Here is an 18281-nt window from a genome sequence, read left to right as displayed (position 1 = left end):
CTACTCACTATTGTTACCCACTTGAAGGAAAGATATCAGCGCTGTGGTTCCGGCGCGTTACGGCGTCTCGCCGGTTTCGAGCGTGAACGGCTTCTTCGGGTAGGCGACGCAGGTCAGCATGTAGCCCTTGCCGAGTTCTTCCTCGCCGAGCATCTGCTGGTTGTCGTGAACGACGAAGTCCTCTGCGTTCTCGCCGGAGGCGACCTTGCCTGCACAGGAGATACACTGGCCCTGACGGCAGGCGTAGGGGAGGTCCCAGCCCTCGTCTTCGCCGGCGTCGAGGAGCGTCTCGTTGTTCGCAACTTCGATTGTCTTCCCCTCTTTCGCGTACTCGATTTCGAAGTACTCGATTTCGTCCTCGGGGATGTCAGCCGGGCTCGAAGAGCCAGCGGCCTCGCCGCCTTCTTCGAGTTCGCCGCCAGCCTCGCCCCCGGCGACTGCGCCGACGGCGCCGCCACCAATCGAGCGGTTCATCGGTTCGGGGAAGTCCGTTTCGACGACGGACGCGGCGCGCCGCTCGAGGACCTGTTCGGTGATGTCCTCTGGAAGCGGCTTTGCCGTCCCCGTCGAGTAGTGCAGGGCCACCGCGATGAGCGTTAACAGCAGCCCGAGCGCGACACCCAGTACTTCAACCATGGTCGGCGGTACGGAACCCTAGTTTAACAGCATTTTGATTAGGGCGGACCGATTGGGGGCAAAAATTGGAATTCGCGGCCGTATCAGGGTTCGATTCGCGCGAGCGAATCACCCCGACGGAACTCGTCGCCCTCCGCGACGAGCACCTCTGTGAGCGTCCCCGACTGCGGGGCGGGCACGTCGACGCTCACTTTCTCGATTTGAATCTCGCAGATGGTCTTGCCCGCCTCGACGGTCGCGCCCTCGCGGACGAACCAGTTCGAGACGACCGCTTCGTCTACGTCCATCGCGTCGTCCGGCCAGACCGACGCCGAATCGACGAGGATGGCTGCTTCGCTCATTGGGTGTCACGGACGGCGTCTGCGATTTGCTCGACGCTCGGGTTGACGTGCGTTTCGAGCGGGCGAGCGTACGGAATCGGTACGTCTGGAATCGCGAGTCTGCGAACCTCCTCGAGGTCATCGAGAGCGTGCTCTGCGACGCGGGCGATGACCTCACCCGTCACGCCGAACGACCGATAGTCCTCGTCGACGACGATGAGGCGGCCCGTCTTCTTCACCGAATCCACGATCGTCTTGGTGTCGAGTGGGACGAGCGTCCGGAGGTCTACGATTTCCGCGTCGATGCCCTCGTCTTCGAGTTCGCCGGCGGCTTCGAGAGCGCGGTGGACGTGCAGTCCAAGGGTGACGACGGTCGCATCTGCGCCTTCGCGCTTGATGTCGGCCTGCCCGAACGGAATGGTGTAGGGGTCTTCCGGCACGTCGTTCTTGGGCCCCGCGGGCGCTGGCATCCAGCCAAGACCCATGAGTCGTTTGTGGAACATGTATACGACCGGGTCGTCGTCTCGAATCGCGCTGTGCATCAGCCCCTTCGCGTCGTAGGCCGTCGACGGCACGACGACCTTCATGCCGGGCAGGTGGGCGAAGGTTCCGTACAGCGTCTGCGAGTGCTGAGCCGCGTCGGAATACGTCCCGCCGACGGCGGTCATGAGCACCATCGGGACGCTGACCGCCCCGCCGCTCATGTAGGTGTTCTTCGCCATCTGGTTGTAGATCTGATCCATCGCGACCCCGAAGAAATCGACGAACATGAGTTCGGCAATCGGCCGCATGCCGGCCTGGGCCGCGCCGACGGCCGCACCGATGAACGCCGTCTCGCTGATGGGGACGTCCATCACGCGGTCGCGGCCGAACTCGTCTAACAGGCCCGTCGTGGAGCTGAAGATGCCGCCGTAGTCGGCGATGTCCTCGCCCATGAGGAACACCTCTTCGTTCGCTTCCATCTCCTGTTTGATGGCCTCGACCATCGCACGGCTCATCGTCAGTTCTCGTTCTGCTACTTGCTGGCTCATTAGTCGTCACCTCCCTGTGTGGCGGCCTGTTGTACCGCCTGCTCCCACTCCTCCGGTGGGTTGTGGAACACGTCTTCGAGCGACTCGTGTGGCTCCGGTTCCGGTTGCTGTTTCGCCCATTCGATGGCTTCGTCCACGCGTTCGTGGGCGCGCGTTCGAATCTCGTCCAGTTCCGCTTGCTCGACGCCCTCGGATTTGAGGTCCTTCTCTAAGCGTGGGATTGGGTCGAGTTTCTTTACGCGCTCGACCTCGTCGTCGGGCCGGTAGCCCTCTGCGTCGCCCATGAAGTGGCCCATGTGGCGGTGGACCTGCACTTCGAGCAGGGTCGGACCGTTGCCGTTTCGGGCGCGGTCGACCGCCTTCTTCGCCGCCTCGTAGACGGCGATGGCGTCGTTCGAGTCGATGCGCTCGCCGGGCATGCCGTGGCCCTTCGCGCGAATCGACCCGTCTTTGACGTCAGTGACGCGGTCTTTCGGCATGCTGATGGCCCAGTCGTTGTCCTCGATGACGAAGACGACCGGGAGTTGCTGGACCTGTGCGAGGTTCAGCGACTCGAAGAAGCCACCCTGGTCGATGGCCCCCTCGCCGAGGAACGCGACAGCCACCGAGTCGAGGCCGCGCTTTTTGGCGGCCAGGGCCGCGCCGACGGCGGGCGGACAGCCCTGCGCGATAATGCCGCTGCACGCGAAGTTGACCGACGGGTCGAACAGGTGCATGTGGCCACCTTTCCCCTTGCAGAGACCGGTTTTCCGGCCGAAAATCTCCGCGGTCATCTTCTTCAAGTCGACGCCCTTCGCGATGGCGATGTGGTGCGGTCGGTGCGGGCCGGTGACGGTGTCGTCGTCGCGCAGGTGGATGCAGACGCCTGCACCCGAGGCCTCGTGGCCGGCGGCCAGATGCAATTCGCCTGGTATTGGGCCGGCGGAAATATCGAACGCCGGTTGCTTGCCTTCCAGATACTCCTCTTGAAGCCGTTCTTCGTAGTACCTGGCCAATACCATATTTTCGTACATTTCTTGTAATTCGCTAACACTTGGCATGGATTCCCCTCGCACAGGGAACTTGCACCCAAGGTAAATTAAACGTTCACGTCTGTGGAGAGAACTGACTCAGGAGGGTGAGCGTCCAGAAAAATGGGGGTAAGGGGATTGGGGTAGTGGGGATGCGGTACGGTGGGGGATTAGCACATAGACCGGAGGTCCTCGACGAAGTGGTCTCGCTCGATACGAATCCACTCTGTGTTGCCGAGTACGCGGAGTTTGTCGACAGTAAGTTCGACGTACTCGCCGCGGTACGCGACGTCTAGCGTGCTGTTCTCGTACTCCAGGTCCACCGCACGGGGCGTCCCGTCTTGGTTGGCCTGCATCAATCTGTGCTCAGGAGTAGGAGGTACTTAAGGTAGCGAAACCGGCGAATAACGCAAAAAATGATTATATTCCCAAAAATTGATGCTATGATGAGACATAGCACGATTCCGGCGGTGTCTGTCTGAAATCGACTATTCAATCCCGTAGATAGTCACGCAATCGTAAACGAAGAGACGACCAATCGACCGGCTGTCGTGTCTGCATAGGAACACGATGAGGCGTCGCTTCGCGGCGTTCTACTCTTTGCGCGCGACTTCGTGCCGACCGAATCCGTAGCGAAGGCGGTTCGCAAGGCGACGGGCGAACCGCTCCTCGGTCCGACTCTCGAAGCGTTCTGCGAGCGACTGGTAGATGAGGGGGACGGGAACTTCCTGCTCTAAGGCCTCCTGTACCGTCCACGTGCCCGTCGAACCACCGGCGACGTGGTCTGCGACGTCGCCCAAATCGTTGCCCTCCTCCGCGAACGCTTCCTCACAGAGTTCGAGGAGCCACGAGCGGATGACCGCACCGTTGTTCCACGTGCGGGCGACGGCTTCTAAGTCGAGGTCGTAGCGTCCGTTCGCGAGCAGGTCGAAGCCCTCGCCGTAGGCTTGCATGAGCGCGTACTCGACGCCGTTGTGGACCATCTTCACGTAGTGGCCAGAACCTGCTTCACCCATGCGGTCGTGGCCAGCTGGGCCAGTTGCGACAGCGTCGAAGACCGGCGTCAGCTCGTCGTAGGCCCACTCGGGGCCGCCAATCATGAGCGAGAAGCCGAGTTCCGCGCCCGCGGGGCCGCCCGAGGTCCCGCAGTCGAGGTACGCCGCCGGGCAGTCCTCCGCGCGGCGCGTGGACTCCTTGAAGAACGAATTGCCCCCGTCCACGACGACGTCCGCGTCGGTGAGCGACGGGTTCAGTTCCGCGAGCGTGGCGTCCACGGCGTCGCCCGCCGGAACCATGAGCCAGATGCGCTTTTCTTCGCCGAGTTGCGAGAGGAAGTCGTCGAGGGTGGTGGCCGGCGATGCGCCCGCCTCCGCGGCGGTGGCGACTGCCTCGTCGCTGAGGTCGTAGGCGACGACGTCGTGGCCCGCGTCTACGACGCGATTGACGACGATTTGCCCCATTCTACCGAGTCCGATGACGCCGAGTTGCATACTGCACCCTCCGTGGTCGCAAAGTAAGGGATTGTGGTTCGGCGCGCGGCGCGCTGTGGGGCGGAGACGGGAACCTTTATCAAAATACGGGCAATCTCTCAGGGTATGAGCGTGATGTCGTCGGTAGTATATTGCCGACTGTAAGTCAGTGGGAGCTCTCGACGACACCCGGTCGTCGAGTATACACACCCAGTTACAGTCGACGATATACGCCACTAGCGCGAGTACATCGCGCATGTTTCTTCAGCCGACACAGACCCGTCAGTACCGGGTCAGGCCCTGCTCAACCGAGTGCTTTCAAACTATGACAGAGATGCGAGAGAACTACGACCCCGACACGATCGAGCGAAAATGGCGCGACGCCTGGGAAGACTCCGACGTCTACGCCTACGACGACGACGAAGAACGCCCAGACTACATCATCGACACGCCCCCACCGTACCCCACCGGCGACTTCCACATCGGCAACGCCCTCGGCTGGTGTTACATGGACTTCGCCGCCCGCTACCACCGCCTGAAAGGCGACGACGTGCTGTTCCCGCAGGGCTGGGACTGCCATGGCCTCCCGACCGAGGTCAAAGTCGAGGAGAACCACGGGATTCACCGGACGGATGTCCCCCGCGACGAGTTCCGCCAGATGTGTATCGAGCACACCGAGGCGCAAATCGACGCGATGTACGAGACCATGCAGACACTCGGGTTCAGCCAGGACTGGGACCACGAGTTCCGCACGATGGACCCCGAATACTGGGGTAAGACCCAGCGGTCGTTCGTCGAGATGGCGGACAAGGACCTCGTCTACCGCGACGAACACCCCGTCAACTGGTGTCCGCGCTGTGAGACGGCCATCGCAGACGCCGAAGTCGAGAACATCGACCGTCAAGGGAATCTCTACTACATCACCTTCCCCGGCGTCGACAACGACGAGATAGAGATTGCGACGACCCGTCCGGAATTGCTCGCCGCCTGTGTCGGCATGGCGGTCAATCCGGACGACGAACGCTACGCGGACCGCATCGGCGACACCTTTGAGGTGCCACTGTTCGGACAAGAAGTCACCCTGCTCGCGGACGACGACGTGGACGGCGACTTCGGGACCGGCGCGGTCATGATCTGTACCTTCGGGGACAAACAGGACGTTCGCTGGTGGGCAGAACACGACCTAGACCTGCGGCCGGTGTTCACCGAAGACGGCCACCTGAACGAACTCGCCGGCGAGTTCGAGGGGCTGACCATCGCCGAAGGGAAGGAGGCCGTCGCGGAGAAACTCGACGCAGAAGGCTTCCTCAACGACACCCAGCCGACCGAGCAGTCCGTCGGGGCCTGCTGGCGCTGTGACACCCCAATCGAAATCCTGAGCAAGGAACAGTGGTTCATCCGCGTCGACACGGACGAAATCATGGCGAAGGCCCAGCAAATCGAATGGATTCCAGAGCACATGTACACCCGCCTCGAAGACTGGGCGGAAGGCATGGAGTGGGACTGGGTCATCTCCCGCCAGCGCGTCTTCGCGACGCCGATTCCGGTCTGGTTCTGTGGCGACTGTGACTACGTCCACGTCGCGACGGTCGAGGACCTGCCAGTGGACCCGACCGAGGAAGGCCCGTCCATCGGCGACTGCCCAGAGTGCGGGGGCGACCACTGGCACGGCGAAACCGACGTCATGGACACGTGGATGGACTCCTCCATCTCCGCGATGCACGTCGCAGGCTGGCCGGAAAACGAGTTCTCGCCCGTCCAACTGCGCGAGCAGGGCCACGACATCATCCGGACGTGGGCGTTCTACACCATCCTCCGCACCGCGGCGCTCACCGACGAGATTCCGTGGGAAGAAGCCCTCATCAACGGGATGGTCTTCGGCGAAGACGGCCACAAGATGTCCAAATCGCGCAACAACTTCGTCCAGCCAGAGGAAGTCGTCGCCGAACACTCCGCGGACGCCTTCCGCCAGGCCATCGCCCTCGGCGGCCAGCCCGGCTCCGACATCCAGTTCCAGCGCAAGGAAGTCACGAGCGCGACCCGCTTCCAGACGAAGGTGTGGAACATCACCCGGTTCGCCCTCCAGCACTTAGACGAGGACACGCCGAAGATTCAGGACCCGGCTTACCGCGACGCCGACAAGTGGATTCTCTCGAAACTCGCCCGCACCGCCGACGACGTGGCCGAAGACATGGACGCCTACCGCTTCGACTCGGCGCTCCGCACCGTCCGCGACTTCGTCTGGCACGACCTCGCGGACGACTACCTCGAACTCATCAAGGGCCGCCTCTACGAGGGCCGACCAGGCGAGCGAAACGCCGCCCGCCACGCCCTCTATACCGCACTCAAATCCTCGCTCGTCATGCTCGCGCCGTTCGCGCCGTTCTTCGCGGCAGAAGCCTACAGCCACCTGCCCGGCGACGACGACGGCGTCCACGAGGCCGCGTGGCCGAACCTGAAATTCGAAGACGAGGAGGCAGAAGAACGCGGCAACCTCGTCGCCAACGCCGCCTCCGCCATCCGCGCGTGGAAATCCGAGGAGGGCATGGCGCTCAACGCCGAACTCGACCGCATCGAGGTGTACCCAGACGACAGCATCTCCTTCGACACCTACGACCTCTCGGGCACGGTCAACGCCCCGGTCTACATCGAACAGGGCATCCCCGACGTGGACCTCGTCCCCGTCGGCGTTGACCCCGACCACAGCGTCATCGGGCCGAAATTCCGCGGGAAGGCAGGAGCCGTCATCGGGGCGCTCGAAGCCGCAGACCCCGCCGACCTGAAGAAAGAAAAGCGCAAGGGCCACGTCGACCTCGAAGTCGACGGCGAGACCATCTCACTCGACGCAGACGCCTTCGACATCAAAGAAGAACAGCAGGCCGCGACGGGTGAGGAAGTCGAAGTGCTGGAGATTGACGGGGCGACGTTGCTTCTTTTCCCCTAGCCACGCACCTTTTTACTCGTCGGGTGCGCGAAGCGCACCTCTCCGAGTAAAAATCTGCACCAAAAAAGCCGGTCACTCGCTTCGCTCGTGACCGGGTGCAGTGCATGAGAAACTACCGCAGACCGCACCTGTTTTTGCCCCGCCTTCGGTAGAGAGGCCATGGACGAGCGAGTGCGCGAACACGCCCGAACCCTCGTAAACTGGAGTGCGCGAATCGAACGCGGTGATTACGTCGTCGTCAACGTCGGCGAAGACGCCCACGACCTCGGCGTGGCCGTCGCCGAGGAACTCGGAAACGTCGGCGCGACCATGTTCGTGACCTACGGCTCCGGAGAGATGCTCCGGGCCTATCTCAAGAACCACGACGGCGACTTCGAGGACGTCGCCGGGCCGGAACTCGCCGCCTACCAGAACGCAGACAGCGTGCTCTTTCTCGGCGGCGGACGAAACACCACGGAACTGGCCGACGTGAGAAGCGAGGTTCGCCAGGCGTACAACCGCGCGACCAACGAGGCCCGCGAGGCCCGGATGGACACCGACTGGGTCTCGACGGTCCACCCGACGCGCTCACTCGCCCAGCAGGCCGGGATGGCCTTCGCCGAGTACAAGGACTTCGTCTACAACGCCGTCCTCCGCGACTGGGAGTCGCTCGCAGAGGAGATGGCCCAGATGAAGGAGATTCTCGACGAAGGCAGCGAAGTCCGCCTCGTCAAGGAAGACACCGACCTCACCATGAGTATCGAGGGACGCATCGCCGTGAACTCCGGGGCCTCCGTCGCCTACGACTCGCACAACCTGCCCTCCGGCGAGGTGTTCACCGCGCCGTACGACACCGAGGGAACCGTTTACTTCGACGTGCCGATGACGCTCAACGGTAAGCGCGTCCGGGACGTCCACCTCACCTTCGAGGACGGGGAAGTCACCGACTTCAGCGCCGGGCAGAACGAGGCGGTTCTCGAAGAGATTCTGAACACCGACGCAGGCGCACGACGACTCGGCGAACTCGGCATCGGGATGAATCGCGGCATCGACCGCTTCACCGACTCGATTCTCTTCGACGAGAAGATGGGCGACACCGTCCACCTCGCGGTGGGTCGGGCCTACGATTCGAACCTGCCAGAAGGCGAGGAAGGCAACAAGAGCGCCGTCCACGTGGATATGATTACGGACATGAGCGAGGACTCGCGCATCGAGGTCGACGGCGAAGTCGTCCAGCGAAACGGCGTGTTCCGGTGGGAAGACGGCTTCGAGGGCTGAAGGCTACGCCTCGAACACCGCCACCAGTGCGAACGCCGCACCAAGCAAGCCCGTCACGAGAACGACGTAGAGCAGAATGCCCGGCGGTGCGCCGTCGGCGACAATCCAGAAGAAGGCCGCCGCCCCGAGGAAGACGGCGGCGAAACTGAGCAACACCGCCTGGACCAGTCGGTCCGGTTCGTCGCGCTCGGGGCCGTCCTGTTCGACGCCCGCTTCGAGCACCAAGGCGACCTGGTCGGACTGGTCTGCGGGAACCGAGACGAATCGCGGCGAGTTCAGTCGTGCAGCACCCCGTTTGTAGGAGAGATAGCAGAGAACGACGTCCCCAATCTTCACGGTACGAACCCCCGCGAGGGCGTCGAGTTTCGTCGCCGCGCCGTAGCGCAGAACACCGCGTTCGCGGTCGATGGAACCAACGCCCGCGAACAGCGAAATCGCCACGAGCAAGCCGAATTTGAAGATGAGAATCGCGAGAATCGCCCGCGAGTCGGCGCGGATGACGAGTAGATAGCAGGCGGCGAGAAGGACGGCGAGTACCGCAATTTGTCCCCAGTTTTCGATGTCCGAGAACACCGTCTGTTCGAGCGTCGGGCGCTGGGATGCGTCGGTCAGCATCGGCCAGAGGTAAAGCAGCGAGGCTGGGCCGCCAACGAGCGCGAGGATGACGACGAGCACGCCGACTTCCGTGGTCAGCGTGGCGAAGATGGCGGGCAGGGCGTAGGCAAACAGGAGCGCGAACAGGATGGCGAACGCTCCGATAGAGGCGGCGAGCGCGGTGCGAAGGACGCGGACGGTGCGGGCGGAGGTACCGTCTATCGTCCATTCGAGCGGCGGGGGTTCGGACACAGTTCGACGGTTCTTGTCAACCGGGTAAAATTATTCCCACCAGTCGCCCCGGCGGTCGGTGTAGGAGGCGTCGCGGAACGGAGCGGGATACTCGGATTCCGACGAGAACCCGAAGCCGTAGCCGAGCCACCAGCCGACGTGCCAGCCGGTGGCTTCGGTGTCGAGGCCCGTCAGCGTGATCTGGAGGTTGGTGTAGGTTTCGAGTTCGCCGTCGCCGTCGGGGTCCTGCCCGCGGACTGCGCCACACGACCCGGGGTCAGCGCCACAGGGTGAGGCGTCCGTGAACTGAATCACGACGTCGGCTTCGGCCTCGGAGTCGACGCTCACGAACGAGATGTTGGTCGGGACGTATCCCTCTGCGCCCGACGCGTAGTAGTCGAGGGCGTGTTGGACCTGCTCGCGGGTTTCGGCGCGGTCACGGTCCCGGACGGCGCTGTAATCGACGTAGACGCGGAGTTCAGAGCGGTCCCACGGGTTTGGCTTGTCTGTCGCGTTGGTCATCGGGAGCGTGGTCAGGTTCGCGTGACCCGCCATGATGTCCGCTGGTTCGTCGTCGTGGTTCAGCCCCATCGCGTGGCCGAACTCGTGCTGGATGACGAGGACCGTGGACGAATCAGAGAGGCCCGTGAGAACCTGAATTCGCTCGGGTCGGTTTATCTGCCGAGAGTCGGTGATGTAGGGCGCACAGCCGGCGACTTCGCGTTTCTCGCCGCAGGTATCGACTCGTTCGACGAATTCGACGACCACGTCTGCGTCGTTCGCGTTCGGTTCGACGTCGAAGGAGAGGGCGTAGCCGGCGTACTGCTCGCTGTTCGCCTCCCAGTAGTCGAGGGCGTCCCGGAGGAGGACGGTGTAGTCTCGCGAGTCACCGTCCGGTGCTTCGACGGCGATAGTCAACGTCCCCTCTTGCCACGGATTGGAGCGCGAATCGACGGCTCCCGGCGTCTGGGTCTGTGTCTGCGTCTGGACCGCGTTCGGCGTGCCGTCGGCTGGCGGTTGCGTGGTCTGGACCTGCGTGCTGGTCGTGTCGGCGAACCCCGGGTCGAGGGGAGCCGCACAGCCGGCGAGAACGACGAGGAGCGTCAACAGGAGGGCACGCCCGTTCATTACTGACATATCCGGCAGCGCTAAGTATCACGTTTGTGGTCACCGCAACTGCTCGTCGGTACGAAAGTGGCTGAGGGGAGTAAGCCCCCTTCTGTTCTTCCCGGTATTCGGCTGAGCGTCCGCATCGTTGTCCGGGCTACCTTGGCCGATGGGACTTGCACCGGTGAGGTTTCGCCGTTCCATCCGTTCTCCACCATCGACCCTCGGTGGGTTAGCTCCCCGTCCTTGCGGTTGGGTTCGCGCACCTCATCGGTCCGGTGGAGGGGTCTCGTTTCTGTTCCAGCGCCAGCGGTCTCCCGCTCCAGGCTTGCGCCTGGTCACCTGCCCAGACAGTGGGGGGACTTTCCTCGTTGGCTCGCGCCACGGGAACCGGGCTCCCTCTGCCGGCAGATGGTAGGCCGCGTAGCACAATTAAGGCGTTCGATTGGCCGGGTGGAAATAGCGATTGAGATAGTTCGCGTTCCAGATTGTCTGAATGAAAGCGTTGATTATGCTCGTTCCCGTTACAGGTGGTATGTCCGAGGCCCAGACTGCGCTCTTCTCGTACGACGACGGCCGCCGCTCGGTCGACCTTGCACGCGAGGCGGTGGAACTGTTCGTAAAGAACGGCCAGCGAAAACAGCCGGGAAGCATGCGCGACGCCTTCTACAACCGGGCGGGCGTGTTCGTGCGCCTCCAGTCGGCACAGGGGCGTGGCCGCCTCCGTGGCTGTGCGGGTACCGTCCAGAGCCCCGACCGAGTCGGCCACTCGCTCGTCGAGGCGGCGATTCAGGCGGCGAGCGACGACTCCTGTGGCTCCGAAGTCGAGGCCGCAGAACTCAACGCCATCGCCATCTCGGTCTGCGTCGTCACCGACGTCATCGAGAAGAGCGACCCCGCCGCCGACCTCGAAGTCGGCACCCACGGCCTCTTCGTCCAGGACCGCGCCCGCTCGGGGTGGATGTACCCGACCGTCCCGGTCGAAAACGGCTGGAGTGAGTTCGAGTATCTCGACCGTACCTGCCGGAAGGCCGGCCTCTCGCCGACCGCGTGGGAGGACGACGACGTGGACGTCCTGCTCTTTCGCAGTCAGGTGTTCGAAGAGCGCAAGCCGAAAGGCTCCATCAAGGAATTGACGTTCTAGTTCTCGCCGAAGCCGACTTTTTTCGCGTCCGTCGCGGCGCGTTTTGCTGCATCAGAGAGGTCGAACTCCCGAACGAGTTCGCCGTCGCGGATGAGCGGTTCGAGCAGCGGTTTCCCGTCGGTCGGCCCGGGCCGACTCGCGAGGCCAACGTGGTGGCCACCGTCGCGGGTGCGGTACACCTGCTTCTTCCCGGAGAGTTTCCCGCGCTTCGACGCGGGTTCGCCCTCAACTTCGACGATGTCGAGCGCGAAGTCGAGTGGGTTCGCGTTCGAGACGTAGCCGCCGACGCCGAAGCCATCGACGAGGTCCTTCAGTTCGTGGAGGTCCGCAGGCCCGAGGCCGCCTGAGACGAAGATATCGACGTGGTCGTGGCCGCGGATGTCGAGTTCCCAGCGCACCTCTTTGACGATGTGCGCGAAGTCCCCGCGCCGCGAGCGGGTCGTGTCGATGCGCACGCTCTCTAAGTCATCGCCGAGTTCCGCGGCCGCGCGGAGCACCTCTTCGACTTCGTCCGAGTAGGTGTCACAGAGCGCGACGCCCTGCCCGGTCGTCTCGTAGAAAGCGCGCCAGGCGGCCTCCTGTTCGCCCCGGCCATAGCAGATGATGAGCGCGTGAGGCATCGTCCCGCTCGGTTCGCGCCCGAGCAGGTCGCCCGCAGCGACGGAGGAAAAGCCGTCGAACCCGGCGACGAGCGCGGAGCGTTCGACCATCGCGGCAATTGAGGGGTGGACGTGGCGTGCGCCGAAACTGACGACCGGCGTGTCCGGGGCAGCGAGGCGTGCTTCGAGTGCTTTCGTCGCGATGCCCGTCGCGTGCGAGAGGAAGCCGAGCAGCGCCGTCTCGTAGCGAGCGAAGTCGCGGTAATTCCCCGAGATCTGGAGGACGGGTCCTGCGTCGAACAGTTGTCCCTCCGAGAGTGCGTCTACGTCTACTGGAAGGCCTTCGAGAAGGTGGGCGGCGTCTTTGACGCCGGCGAAAAGATTGAACGCGCCCGTCGGGAACTGGTTGGCGGTTACCTCCGCGACGACCGTCGGGTTCAGTCCCGCGTGATCGAGCGTGGTTTCGGTCCGCTCGAAGTAGACATCCGTGGCGCGGCCGTCACGGATGGCTTCTGCGGACACGATATCGAACGAATCGGACATAGTCGGCGCTTACCCGCGAGGGGCGAAAAAGCTACCCGTCTATTCCCGAGAGGTCGGCTTCGGTCGGCGCGTTCACGATTTTCACTCGCGTCCCGTCGAGGGTCACGCGGAAGGCGTCGCCGTAGGGCTGGCTATCAGGAATCCGATAAACGCCCGACGAGCGTTCTGTCGCACCGTTGTTTTCGAGCACCTGGAGGTAGGCATCGTTGAACTCCTGGGCGTCGGTCTCCGTCTCCCACTCGGTCACCCAGACGTAGCCGTACTCGCCGTCGTTGTGGTAGGGGACGACCCTGTCGCCCGCCCACCCGGTCGAGGCGGGGAAAGTGTAGGTGTACGCAGACTGGTCGCCGGCCACGCCGTTCGCCCAGAGCATGGCGTAGATGGACGCCTCGCCGACGGTGTCGTAGTCGGGACGGTTCTCGAAGGTGAACCGCGACCACGCGTTCGAGGAGCGGTCTGGAATCGATATCTCGACGGGCGTATCCTCGGGGTAGTCTTCGGGGTGGATGACCTGTTCTGTGCTCTGTGGGACGGCGTCGTAGGCGTCGTTCACCGCCTCCCAGCCGCCGGATTCGCGCAGCGAGTCGACGAATCGAGGGCCGTCGGCGTAGGGCTGGTAGATGGCCGAGAACACGCCGCGGTTGAAGTCGTCCGGCGACCCGGACTGGTTTCGCTCGGGACGGTCGAGGCAGTCCCACTCGGCCTGACACCGCTGTTCGTAGAGCGATTCGACGTAGTTCGCGTCGCCCTCGATGAGACCGTCGTAGGCGAGTTCGCCGTCCTGCGTGTCGCGGTTGCCCGAGAGGCCGAAGTGCTGGTCCTGGAGGGCGTGGACGAGTTCGTGCGAGAGCGTCGTGCGGTCGACCATCGGCGTCTCGGAGTCGCTCACGAGCGTGATTTCGCCGCCGCCGTAGTAGCCCTGGACCGCGCTACCGAACACGCCGCCGAAGGCGTCGTCGACGGTGGCCTCTTCGTCTACGAGGAACAGCGCTTCCCAGACCTGCTCGTTCCACCGCTGGTAGGTGTTCTGCTCGATGGTTCCCCCGTTACCACCCCGTTGGGCGCGGTACTCGTCGCGGGTGATGAGATTCACCGGGACGGACTGTTTGAACTCGAGTTGGCGGATGACCTCCACGCGGGCCATCGTCCGCGAAACGACGGCTTCGCGTTCGGTTTCGTTCAGGCCGTCGCTCTCGTCTACGGCGAGCGGGTCGTCGTACCAGTAGCCGTTCTCCCAGCCGATAGTGTCGTCGTCAGGCGCGTCTCTGGGGCCGAAAAAGCCGCCGACACAACCCGAGAGGACGAGGAGGAGCGCGAGGCCCACGACAGCGATTGCCCTACGCATTTAGGCTCCAGCGCCGTCGTACACCGCAGGCAGGTCGCCTTCGGTTGGGGCGTTCACGATGGTGACGGTGTCACCCTCGACGTGAATCCAGAAGGTGTCCGCGTACGGTTCACCCTCGGGGATGACCCACGTGTTTTCACCGGCCTGCTCTGCGCCCCAGTGCTGGAGGAGGCGCTCGTAGCCGGTCACGAACTGGTTTGCGTTCTGCGGGGAGTCCCAGGCGAGTTGCCAGACGTAGGCGGTCTCACCGGCGTCGTTCCAGTAGACGTGCATCCGGTCGCCGTCCCAGCCACGCGTGTAGCGCAGGTCGTAGTTGAACGGGTCAGAGCTGTTGACCCGGCCGTTCTGCTCGTAGTTGATAAACTCCTGGGGTTCGACTACCCGCGAGCGGTTGTACTCGTCGGTGAACGTGTGGGCGAACATCGAGGAGAGTGCGGATTGGCCGAGGCTGGCGTAGGCCGGGCGCTCCTGACCGGGGTACGGTGACTCGGGAACGACGCGCTCCCACTCGCCGGAGTTCGTGTCCTCGAAGGTCACGTCAGTCGGCTGGTCTTCCCCGTACTTCTGCGGGTAGATAATCTGCTCTGAGCTGTTCGGTAAGTCGCTGTAGAGTCCGTTTACGCCGTCCCAGCCCTGCGTGCGGTGAATTTGGCCGACGAAGCCGGGACCGTCGCTGTACGGGAAGAAGTTGAGGAAGTAGATTCCCCAGTGGAAGTCGTCTGGTACCCCGCCACCGCCGCCGGAGTCGGGTGCTTCGAGGCACTCCCATTCGCCGCCACAGCGTTCCATGTAGAGGCGCTGGACGTAGTTTGCCTCACCCTCGATGAGGCCGTTGCGACCGTTGTGGAGTTCGCGGGTCGGACGGGAGATGCGAGAGAGGTTGAAGTGCTGGTCCTGGAGGGCGTGGACGAGTTCGTGAGAGAGCGTCCCCTCAGCGTCGAGCGACGGGGTGTCTGAGTTCGCCACGATGACGATGGCGTCCTCCTTCGGGCTGAAGTAGCCGAGGACGTTCGAACCGCGGTTCGTATTCTGGACATCGAGAGCGTCTCTGTCCTCGCCGACGAAGAACATCGCCTCGAACTTCGTGTTGTCGAATGCGCGGAAGGCGTCGGTGTAGTTCTCGTTCGACTGGTTCTGGTACTCTGCACGGGTGATGATTTCGACGGGAACCGTCTCCTGGAATTCGAGTTCGCGGACGTGCTCGACGCGGGCCATCGCTCGGGCAACGATGGCGTCGAGTTCCGTCTCGTTCAGGCCGTCGTCGGTGTTGACCGACAACTGGGCGTCGTGCCAGTAGCCGTTCTCCCAGCCGAGGACGTCAGATTCGGGGTCGGGCCGCGGCGTGGGAGCGGGCGTCTGCGTGCCGGGAGAATCGGTCGTCGGTGCGGCGGTCGACGGCGTGGAGGGCGTCTCCGTCGTCGTGTCGGTCTGCTCTCCAGTCAGTCCGGCGCTGCACCCAGAGAGAACGAGGAGGAGTGCAACGAGGACGCTGGCCAGTGCTCGCATACCCCCATAGACGGGCCTGAGCGTGAAAAAGTACCCGCCGTGTCAGAATTCGTCGCGAGCCAGTTTTTTGCTGGCGGCGAACGCACTCTCCAGCATGAACCTCGACCCAGCCAGAGTCGCCGTCGTCGTCGTCGACATGCAAAACGGGTTCTGTCACCCCGACGGCAGCCTCTACGCGCCCGGCAGCGAGGCCGTCGTAGACGACGTGGCCTCACTCGTCGCCGACGCGAGAGCAGCAGGCGCGACCATCGTCTACACCCGAGACGTCCACCCGCCCGAGCAGTTCGACGACGCCCACTACTACGACGAGTTCGCGCGGTGGGGCGAACACGTCGTAGAGGGAACCTGGGAGACCGAACTCGTCGCCGACCTCGACGTGCGCGACGAAGACCACATCGTCGTGAAACACACCTACGATGCCTTCTACCAGACCGATTTAGAGGGGTTTCTCGACGCGCACGGCATCGACGACCTCCTGATTTGCGGGACGCTCGCGAACGTCTGCGTGCTGCACACGGCGTCGAGTGCGGGCCTTCGGGACTTCCGCCCGATGATCGTCCGCGAGGCCGTCGGCGCTATCGAAGACGCCCACAAACAGTACGCCCTCGACCACGCGGACTGGCTGTTCGGCGAGGTGATTTCACGGGCGGACGTGGCGTTCAGGACTGAAACAGTCTGAAGGCGGCCTGTCCGGTGGCGACTTCTTTACGCTCGCCGTCTGGCGTCTCGCTCTCGACAGTCACCTCGACCCAGCCAATCGACGACCCAGTGCGGATGACCTCTGCGTGGGCGGTAATGTCGCTCGACGCCCGACGCAGGTAGTTCACGTTGAGGTTGACCGTCGCCAGCGTGTCCTCGATGGGGTTTTCGAGCGTGGTTCTGAGCGCGAGGCCGCCGGCGGTGTCGATGAGCGTGGCGGCGACGCCGCCGTGAATCGTCGGCGGGTCGGACGGGTTGGTGAGTTTGTCGTCGAACGGGATAGTAAGGTCCACCTCGCCGTAGCGCACGTCCTCGACCTGCGTTCCGAGCCATGACAGGAAGCCGTGGCGCTCGTCGATGAAGTGCTGGATGGTGCTCGCGGTGCCGTCGGGAACCTGTGGCTCGCTCATATGCGGGTCGTTACAGGGAACTGCCTTTTAGCCTCCGCTACGAAGATTGACGGATTTCTGTGACGAACAATATTATATATTTATATGTTCAGCTACTCAATATATGGCCAGTCGCCACTGAGGGGTCGGGGGCGAAGGGGTTATGCAGTGATACTACACTGGGGTCTGGAGGTCGGCTGGATGGTCGCGGTTCCAATCGTAGCCGCCGCTGTCCCCGTGTTCGGGTCGGCGCTCCGGTCGGTCACTGACATCGTGCCCTGGCGAAACCACGACGACAGCGAGAACATCCACGCAGCTTGTCCCATCCTCGTCGCCCACGTGGTCAAGCGCGTTCCGCCGGACACCATCGTCAGCAACTCCTGGGCAGACCCGATAAAGGATTGCCGGGCGCTTCAGTACATTCTGCGAGAGGCGTTTCTCTCACAGAAGGTGCCGAAGCTCGTCCTCACGAAATCGGAGACCGTCCACGAGGTCAAACACGTTCTCTCGCTGTTGCCGTACACGGAGGGTGAAGAGGAGAACGAACGCGACGGCTACTACGTGAACACCAGTCAGGGTGTGGTCGTGCTCACCCTGGAAGACCCGCTCAAGAACGGGAAATAGCGAGTTCGACACGGTCACCGACCGCGAAGTCGTGGCCGCGGACTACCAGTTTTGCGCCGAATTCGTCCTGCGAACAGAACAGCGAGAGCCCAGTGAGCGCCACGCCGTTCGCCCGGAGGGAGACAGCGTCCCACGACACGTCGCGCCCGGTGGCGACGCCCACGCGCTCGCCCGCCACCGAGACCACCTGCTCGCTCCCGTCCTCGTTTCCGAGCGCGCCGCCGCCGTTGTAATGGGGTAGACCGCCGTCGAGCACGACGCCGGGTGCCCCCTCGATGCCGGCGAAGTACTCGCCGGGGGCGGGGTGGGCCGGTGCGTCGAGTCTGATCCAGGTTTCACCGGTTTCGACCACCGTTCCGGTCCCGTCCCACGGGAGGGGGCGAACGTCGAAATCGAGGTCGATTGGCACCGACCCCGACGCCCGGTACGGGTTCGCGTCGGAGTCGCGAAAGCCGAGGTGGATGTGATTTGCGACCCACGGGGCGAAAAAGCCCGCTCTGACCATCTCGCCGAGCGGGTCGCCGACTTCGACGTGGTCGCCAGCCTCGACTGCGGGTTCGACGTGTAACATTCGGGCCACGTAGTCGCCCGCGTCGACGAGAATGAGGTAGTCGTGTTCCGGCGAATAGGGCTTCGGCGGCGCCCTGACGGCTCGCGTGTCGAGCACCTCGCCGGCGACGGGGGAGGGTGCGACGTTCGTCTCTGGATAGAGGTCGATGGCGCAGCCGTGGTCGTGGGCCGCGTACGGCGAGTTGTAGAGCGAAAAGCGCGGATAGCGCGCGAGCAGAGCCGAGTCGAGCGTGACCATCGACCGCGTGTAGCAAGGGAGAGTG

At 63.7% G+C, this 18281-nt stretch carries 18 protein-coding genes and 1 other RNA gene; 5 read left to right on the top strand and 14 right to left on the bottom strand.

All coding sequences use genetic code 11. From position 1 onward, the window contains the following. Positions 1-57: 57 nt before the first annotated feature. The 6 genes from P0648_RS03255 to gnd all read right to left on the bottom strand — a co-directional run bounded on the left by P0648_RS03255 (position 58) and on the right by gnd (position 4487). Positions 58-636, bottom strand: a complete 579-nt coding sequence (locus P0648_RS03255; RefSeq protein ID WP_276245672.1) for a 2Fe-2S iron-sulfur cluster-binding protein — start codon at positions 634-636, stop codon at positions 58-60. Positions 637-719: 83 nt separating this feature from the next. Next, on the bottom strand, positions 720-977 hold the full coding sequence (locus P0648_RS03250) for a lipoyl domain-containing protein (RefSeq protein WP_276245673.1): 258 nt from the start codon (positions 975-977) through the stop codon (positions 720-722). Next, a complete protein-coding gene (locus P0648_RS03245; protein WP_276274598.1) occupies positions 974-1987 on the bottom strand; it encodes an alpha-ketoacid dehydrogenase subunit beta in 1014 nt (337 codons plus the stop codon). The genes P0648_RS03250 and P0648_RS03245 overlap by 4 nt, the downstream gene beginning before the upstream one ends. Beyond that, positions 1987-3000, bottom strand: a complete 1014-nt coding sequence (locus tag P0648_RS03240) for a thiamine pyrophosphate-dependent dehydrogenase E1 component subunit alpha (RefSeq protein ID WP_369685315.1) — start codon at positions 2998-3000, stop codon at positions 1987-1989. The genes P0648_RS03245 and P0648_RS03240 overlap by 1 nt, the downstream gene beginning before the upstream one ends. 167 nt (positions 3001-3167) lie before the next feature. Continuing rightward, the gene (locus P0648_RS03235; RefSeq protein ID WP_276245676.1) at positions 3168-3353 is read right to left on the bottom strand and encodes a hypothetical protein; all 186 of its coding nucleotides are present in this window, start codon (positions 3351-3353) and stop codon (positions 3168-3170) included. A 237-nt stretch (positions 3354-3590) separates the two neighbouring features. Continuing rightward, entirely contained in the window at positions 3591-4487 is an 897-nt protein-coding gene (gene gnd, locus P0648_RS03230; RefSeq protein WP_276245677.1) for a phosphogluconate dehydrogenase (NAD(+)-dependent, decarboxylating), read from the bottom strand. 304 nt (positions 4488-4791) lie between these two features. Between gnd and P0648_RS03225 the strand changes: the two genes are divergently transcribed. Together P0648_RS03225 and P0648_RS03220 are read left to right on the top strand one after the other, a co-directional pair. Then, entirely contained in the window at positions 4792-7410 is a 2619-nt protein-coding gene (locus tag P0648_RS03225; RefSeq protein WP_276245678.1) for a valine--tRNA ligase, read from the top strand. Positions 7411-7569: 159 nt separating this feature from the next. Further along, a complete protein-coding gene (locus P0648_RS03220) occupies positions 7570-8667 on the top strand; it encodes an aminopeptidase (RefSeq protein WP_276245679.1) in 1098 nt (365 codons plus the stop codon). Between the two features lie 3 nt (positions 8668-8670). On the opposite strand, the gene P0648_RS03215 is transcribed toward P0648_RS03220, so the two are convergent. The 3 genes from P0648_RS03215 to rnpB all read right to left on the bottom strand — a co-directional run bounded on the left by P0648_RS03215 (position 8671) and on the right by rnpB (position 11005). Continuing rightward, positions 8671-9513: a hypothetical protein gene (locus tag P0648_RS03215; protein ID WP_276245680.1), complete on the bottom strand. Its 843-nt coding sequence runs from the start codon at positions 9511-9513 to the stop codon at positions 8671-8673. Positions 9514-9543: 30 nt separating this feature from the next. Further along, positions 9544-10620 (bottom strand): matrixin family metalloprotease, encoded by a 1077-nt coding sequence (locus P0648_RS03210; RefSeq protein ID WP_277505187.1) that lies wholly within the window; start codon positions 10618-10620, stop codon positions 9544-9546. A gap of 68 nt (positions 10621-10688) precedes the next feature. Next, positions 10689-11005, bottom strand: an RNA gene (rnpB, locus tag P0648_RS03205) — RNase P RNA component. A gap of 129 nt (positions 11006-11134) precedes the next feature. Here rnpB and P0648_RS03200 point away from each other — a divergent pair. Beyond that, the gene (locus tag P0648_RS03200) at positions 11135-11743 is read left to right on the top strand and encodes a TIGR00296 family protein (RefSeq protein WP_277505185.1); all 609 of its coding nucleotides are present in this window, start codon (positions 11135-11137) and stop codon (positions 11741-11743) included. Here P0648_RS03200 and P0648_RS03195 read toward each other — a convergent pair. Genes P0648_RS03195 through P0648_RS03185 form a run of 3 tightly spaced genes read right to left on the bottom strand, consistent with a single transcriptional unit; the run spans position 11740 to position 15736 of the window. Beyond that, positions 11740-12885 (bottom strand): nicotinate phosphoribosyltransferase, encoded by a 1146-nt coding sequence (locus tag P0648_RS03195; protein ID WP_276245683.1) that lies wholly within the window; start codon positions 12883-12885, stop codon positions 11740-11742. The genes P0648_RS03200 and P0648_RS03195 overlap by 4 nt on opposite strands. 31 nt (positions 12886-12916) lie before the next feature. Then, the gene (locus P0648_RS03190; RefSeq protein ID WP_276245684.1) at positions 12917-14230 is read right to left on the bottom strand and encodes an Hvo_1808 family surface protein; all 1314 of its coding nucleotides are present in this window, start codon (positions 14228-14230) and stop codon (positions 12917-12919) included. Continuing rightward, positions 14231-15736 carry an Hvo_1808 family surface protein gene (locus tag P0648_RS03185; RefSeq protein ID WP_276245685.1) on the bottom strand — a complete coding sequence of 502 codons (1506 nt, stop codon included), beginning with the start codon at positions 15734-15736 and terminating at the stop codon, positions 14231-14233. A gap of 94 nt (positions 15737-15830) precedes the next feature. Here P0648_RS03185 and P0648_RS03180 point away from each other — a divergent pair, with 94 nt between their 5' ends. After that, positions 15831-16415, top strand: a complete 585-nt coding sequence (locus P0648_RS03180) for a cysteine hydrolase family protein (protein WP_276274603.1) — start codon at positions 15831-15833, stop codon at positions 16413-16415. Here the strand turns inward: P0648_RS03180 and P0648_RS03175 are convergent. Next, positions 16396-16845 carry a PaaI family thioesterase gene (locus tag P0648_RS03175; protein WP_276245687.1) on the bottom strand — a complete coding sequence of 150 codons (450 nt, stop codon included), beginning with the start codon at positions 16843-16845 and terminating at the stop codon, positions 16396-16398. The two genes, P0648_RS03180 and P0648_RS03175, sit on opposite strands and share 20 nt — an antisense overlap. A gap of 180 nt (positions 16846-17025) precedes the next feature. Between P0648_RS03175 and P0648_RS03170 the strand changes: the two genes are divergently transcribed. Then, positions 17026-17448: a hypothetical protein gene (locus P0648_RS03170; RefSeq protein WP_276245688.1), complete on the top strand. Its 423-nt coding sequence runs from the start codon at positions 17026-17028 to the stop codon at positions 17446-17448. On the opposite strand, the gene P0648_RS03165 is transcribed toward P0648_RS03170, so the two are convergent. Further along, positions 17432-18256, bottom strand: a complete 825-nt coding sequence (locus tag P0648_RS03165; RefSeq protein WP_276245689.1) for a hypothetical protein — start codon at positions 18254-18256, stop codon at positions 17432-17434. The genes P0648_RS03170 and P0648_RS03165 overlap by 17 nt on opposite strands. Between the last annotated feature and the right edge of the window lie 25 nt (positions 18257-18281).

Origin of the sequence: Haladaptatus sp. DYSN1 (genome assembly GCF_029489995.1) — an archaeon.
GTDB lineage: Archaea > Halobacteriota > Halobacteria > Halobacteriales > Halococcaceae > QDMS2.
Note: the sequence above shows the minus strand (reverse complement) of the source record. Positions and strands in the feature narration are given on the sequence as shown.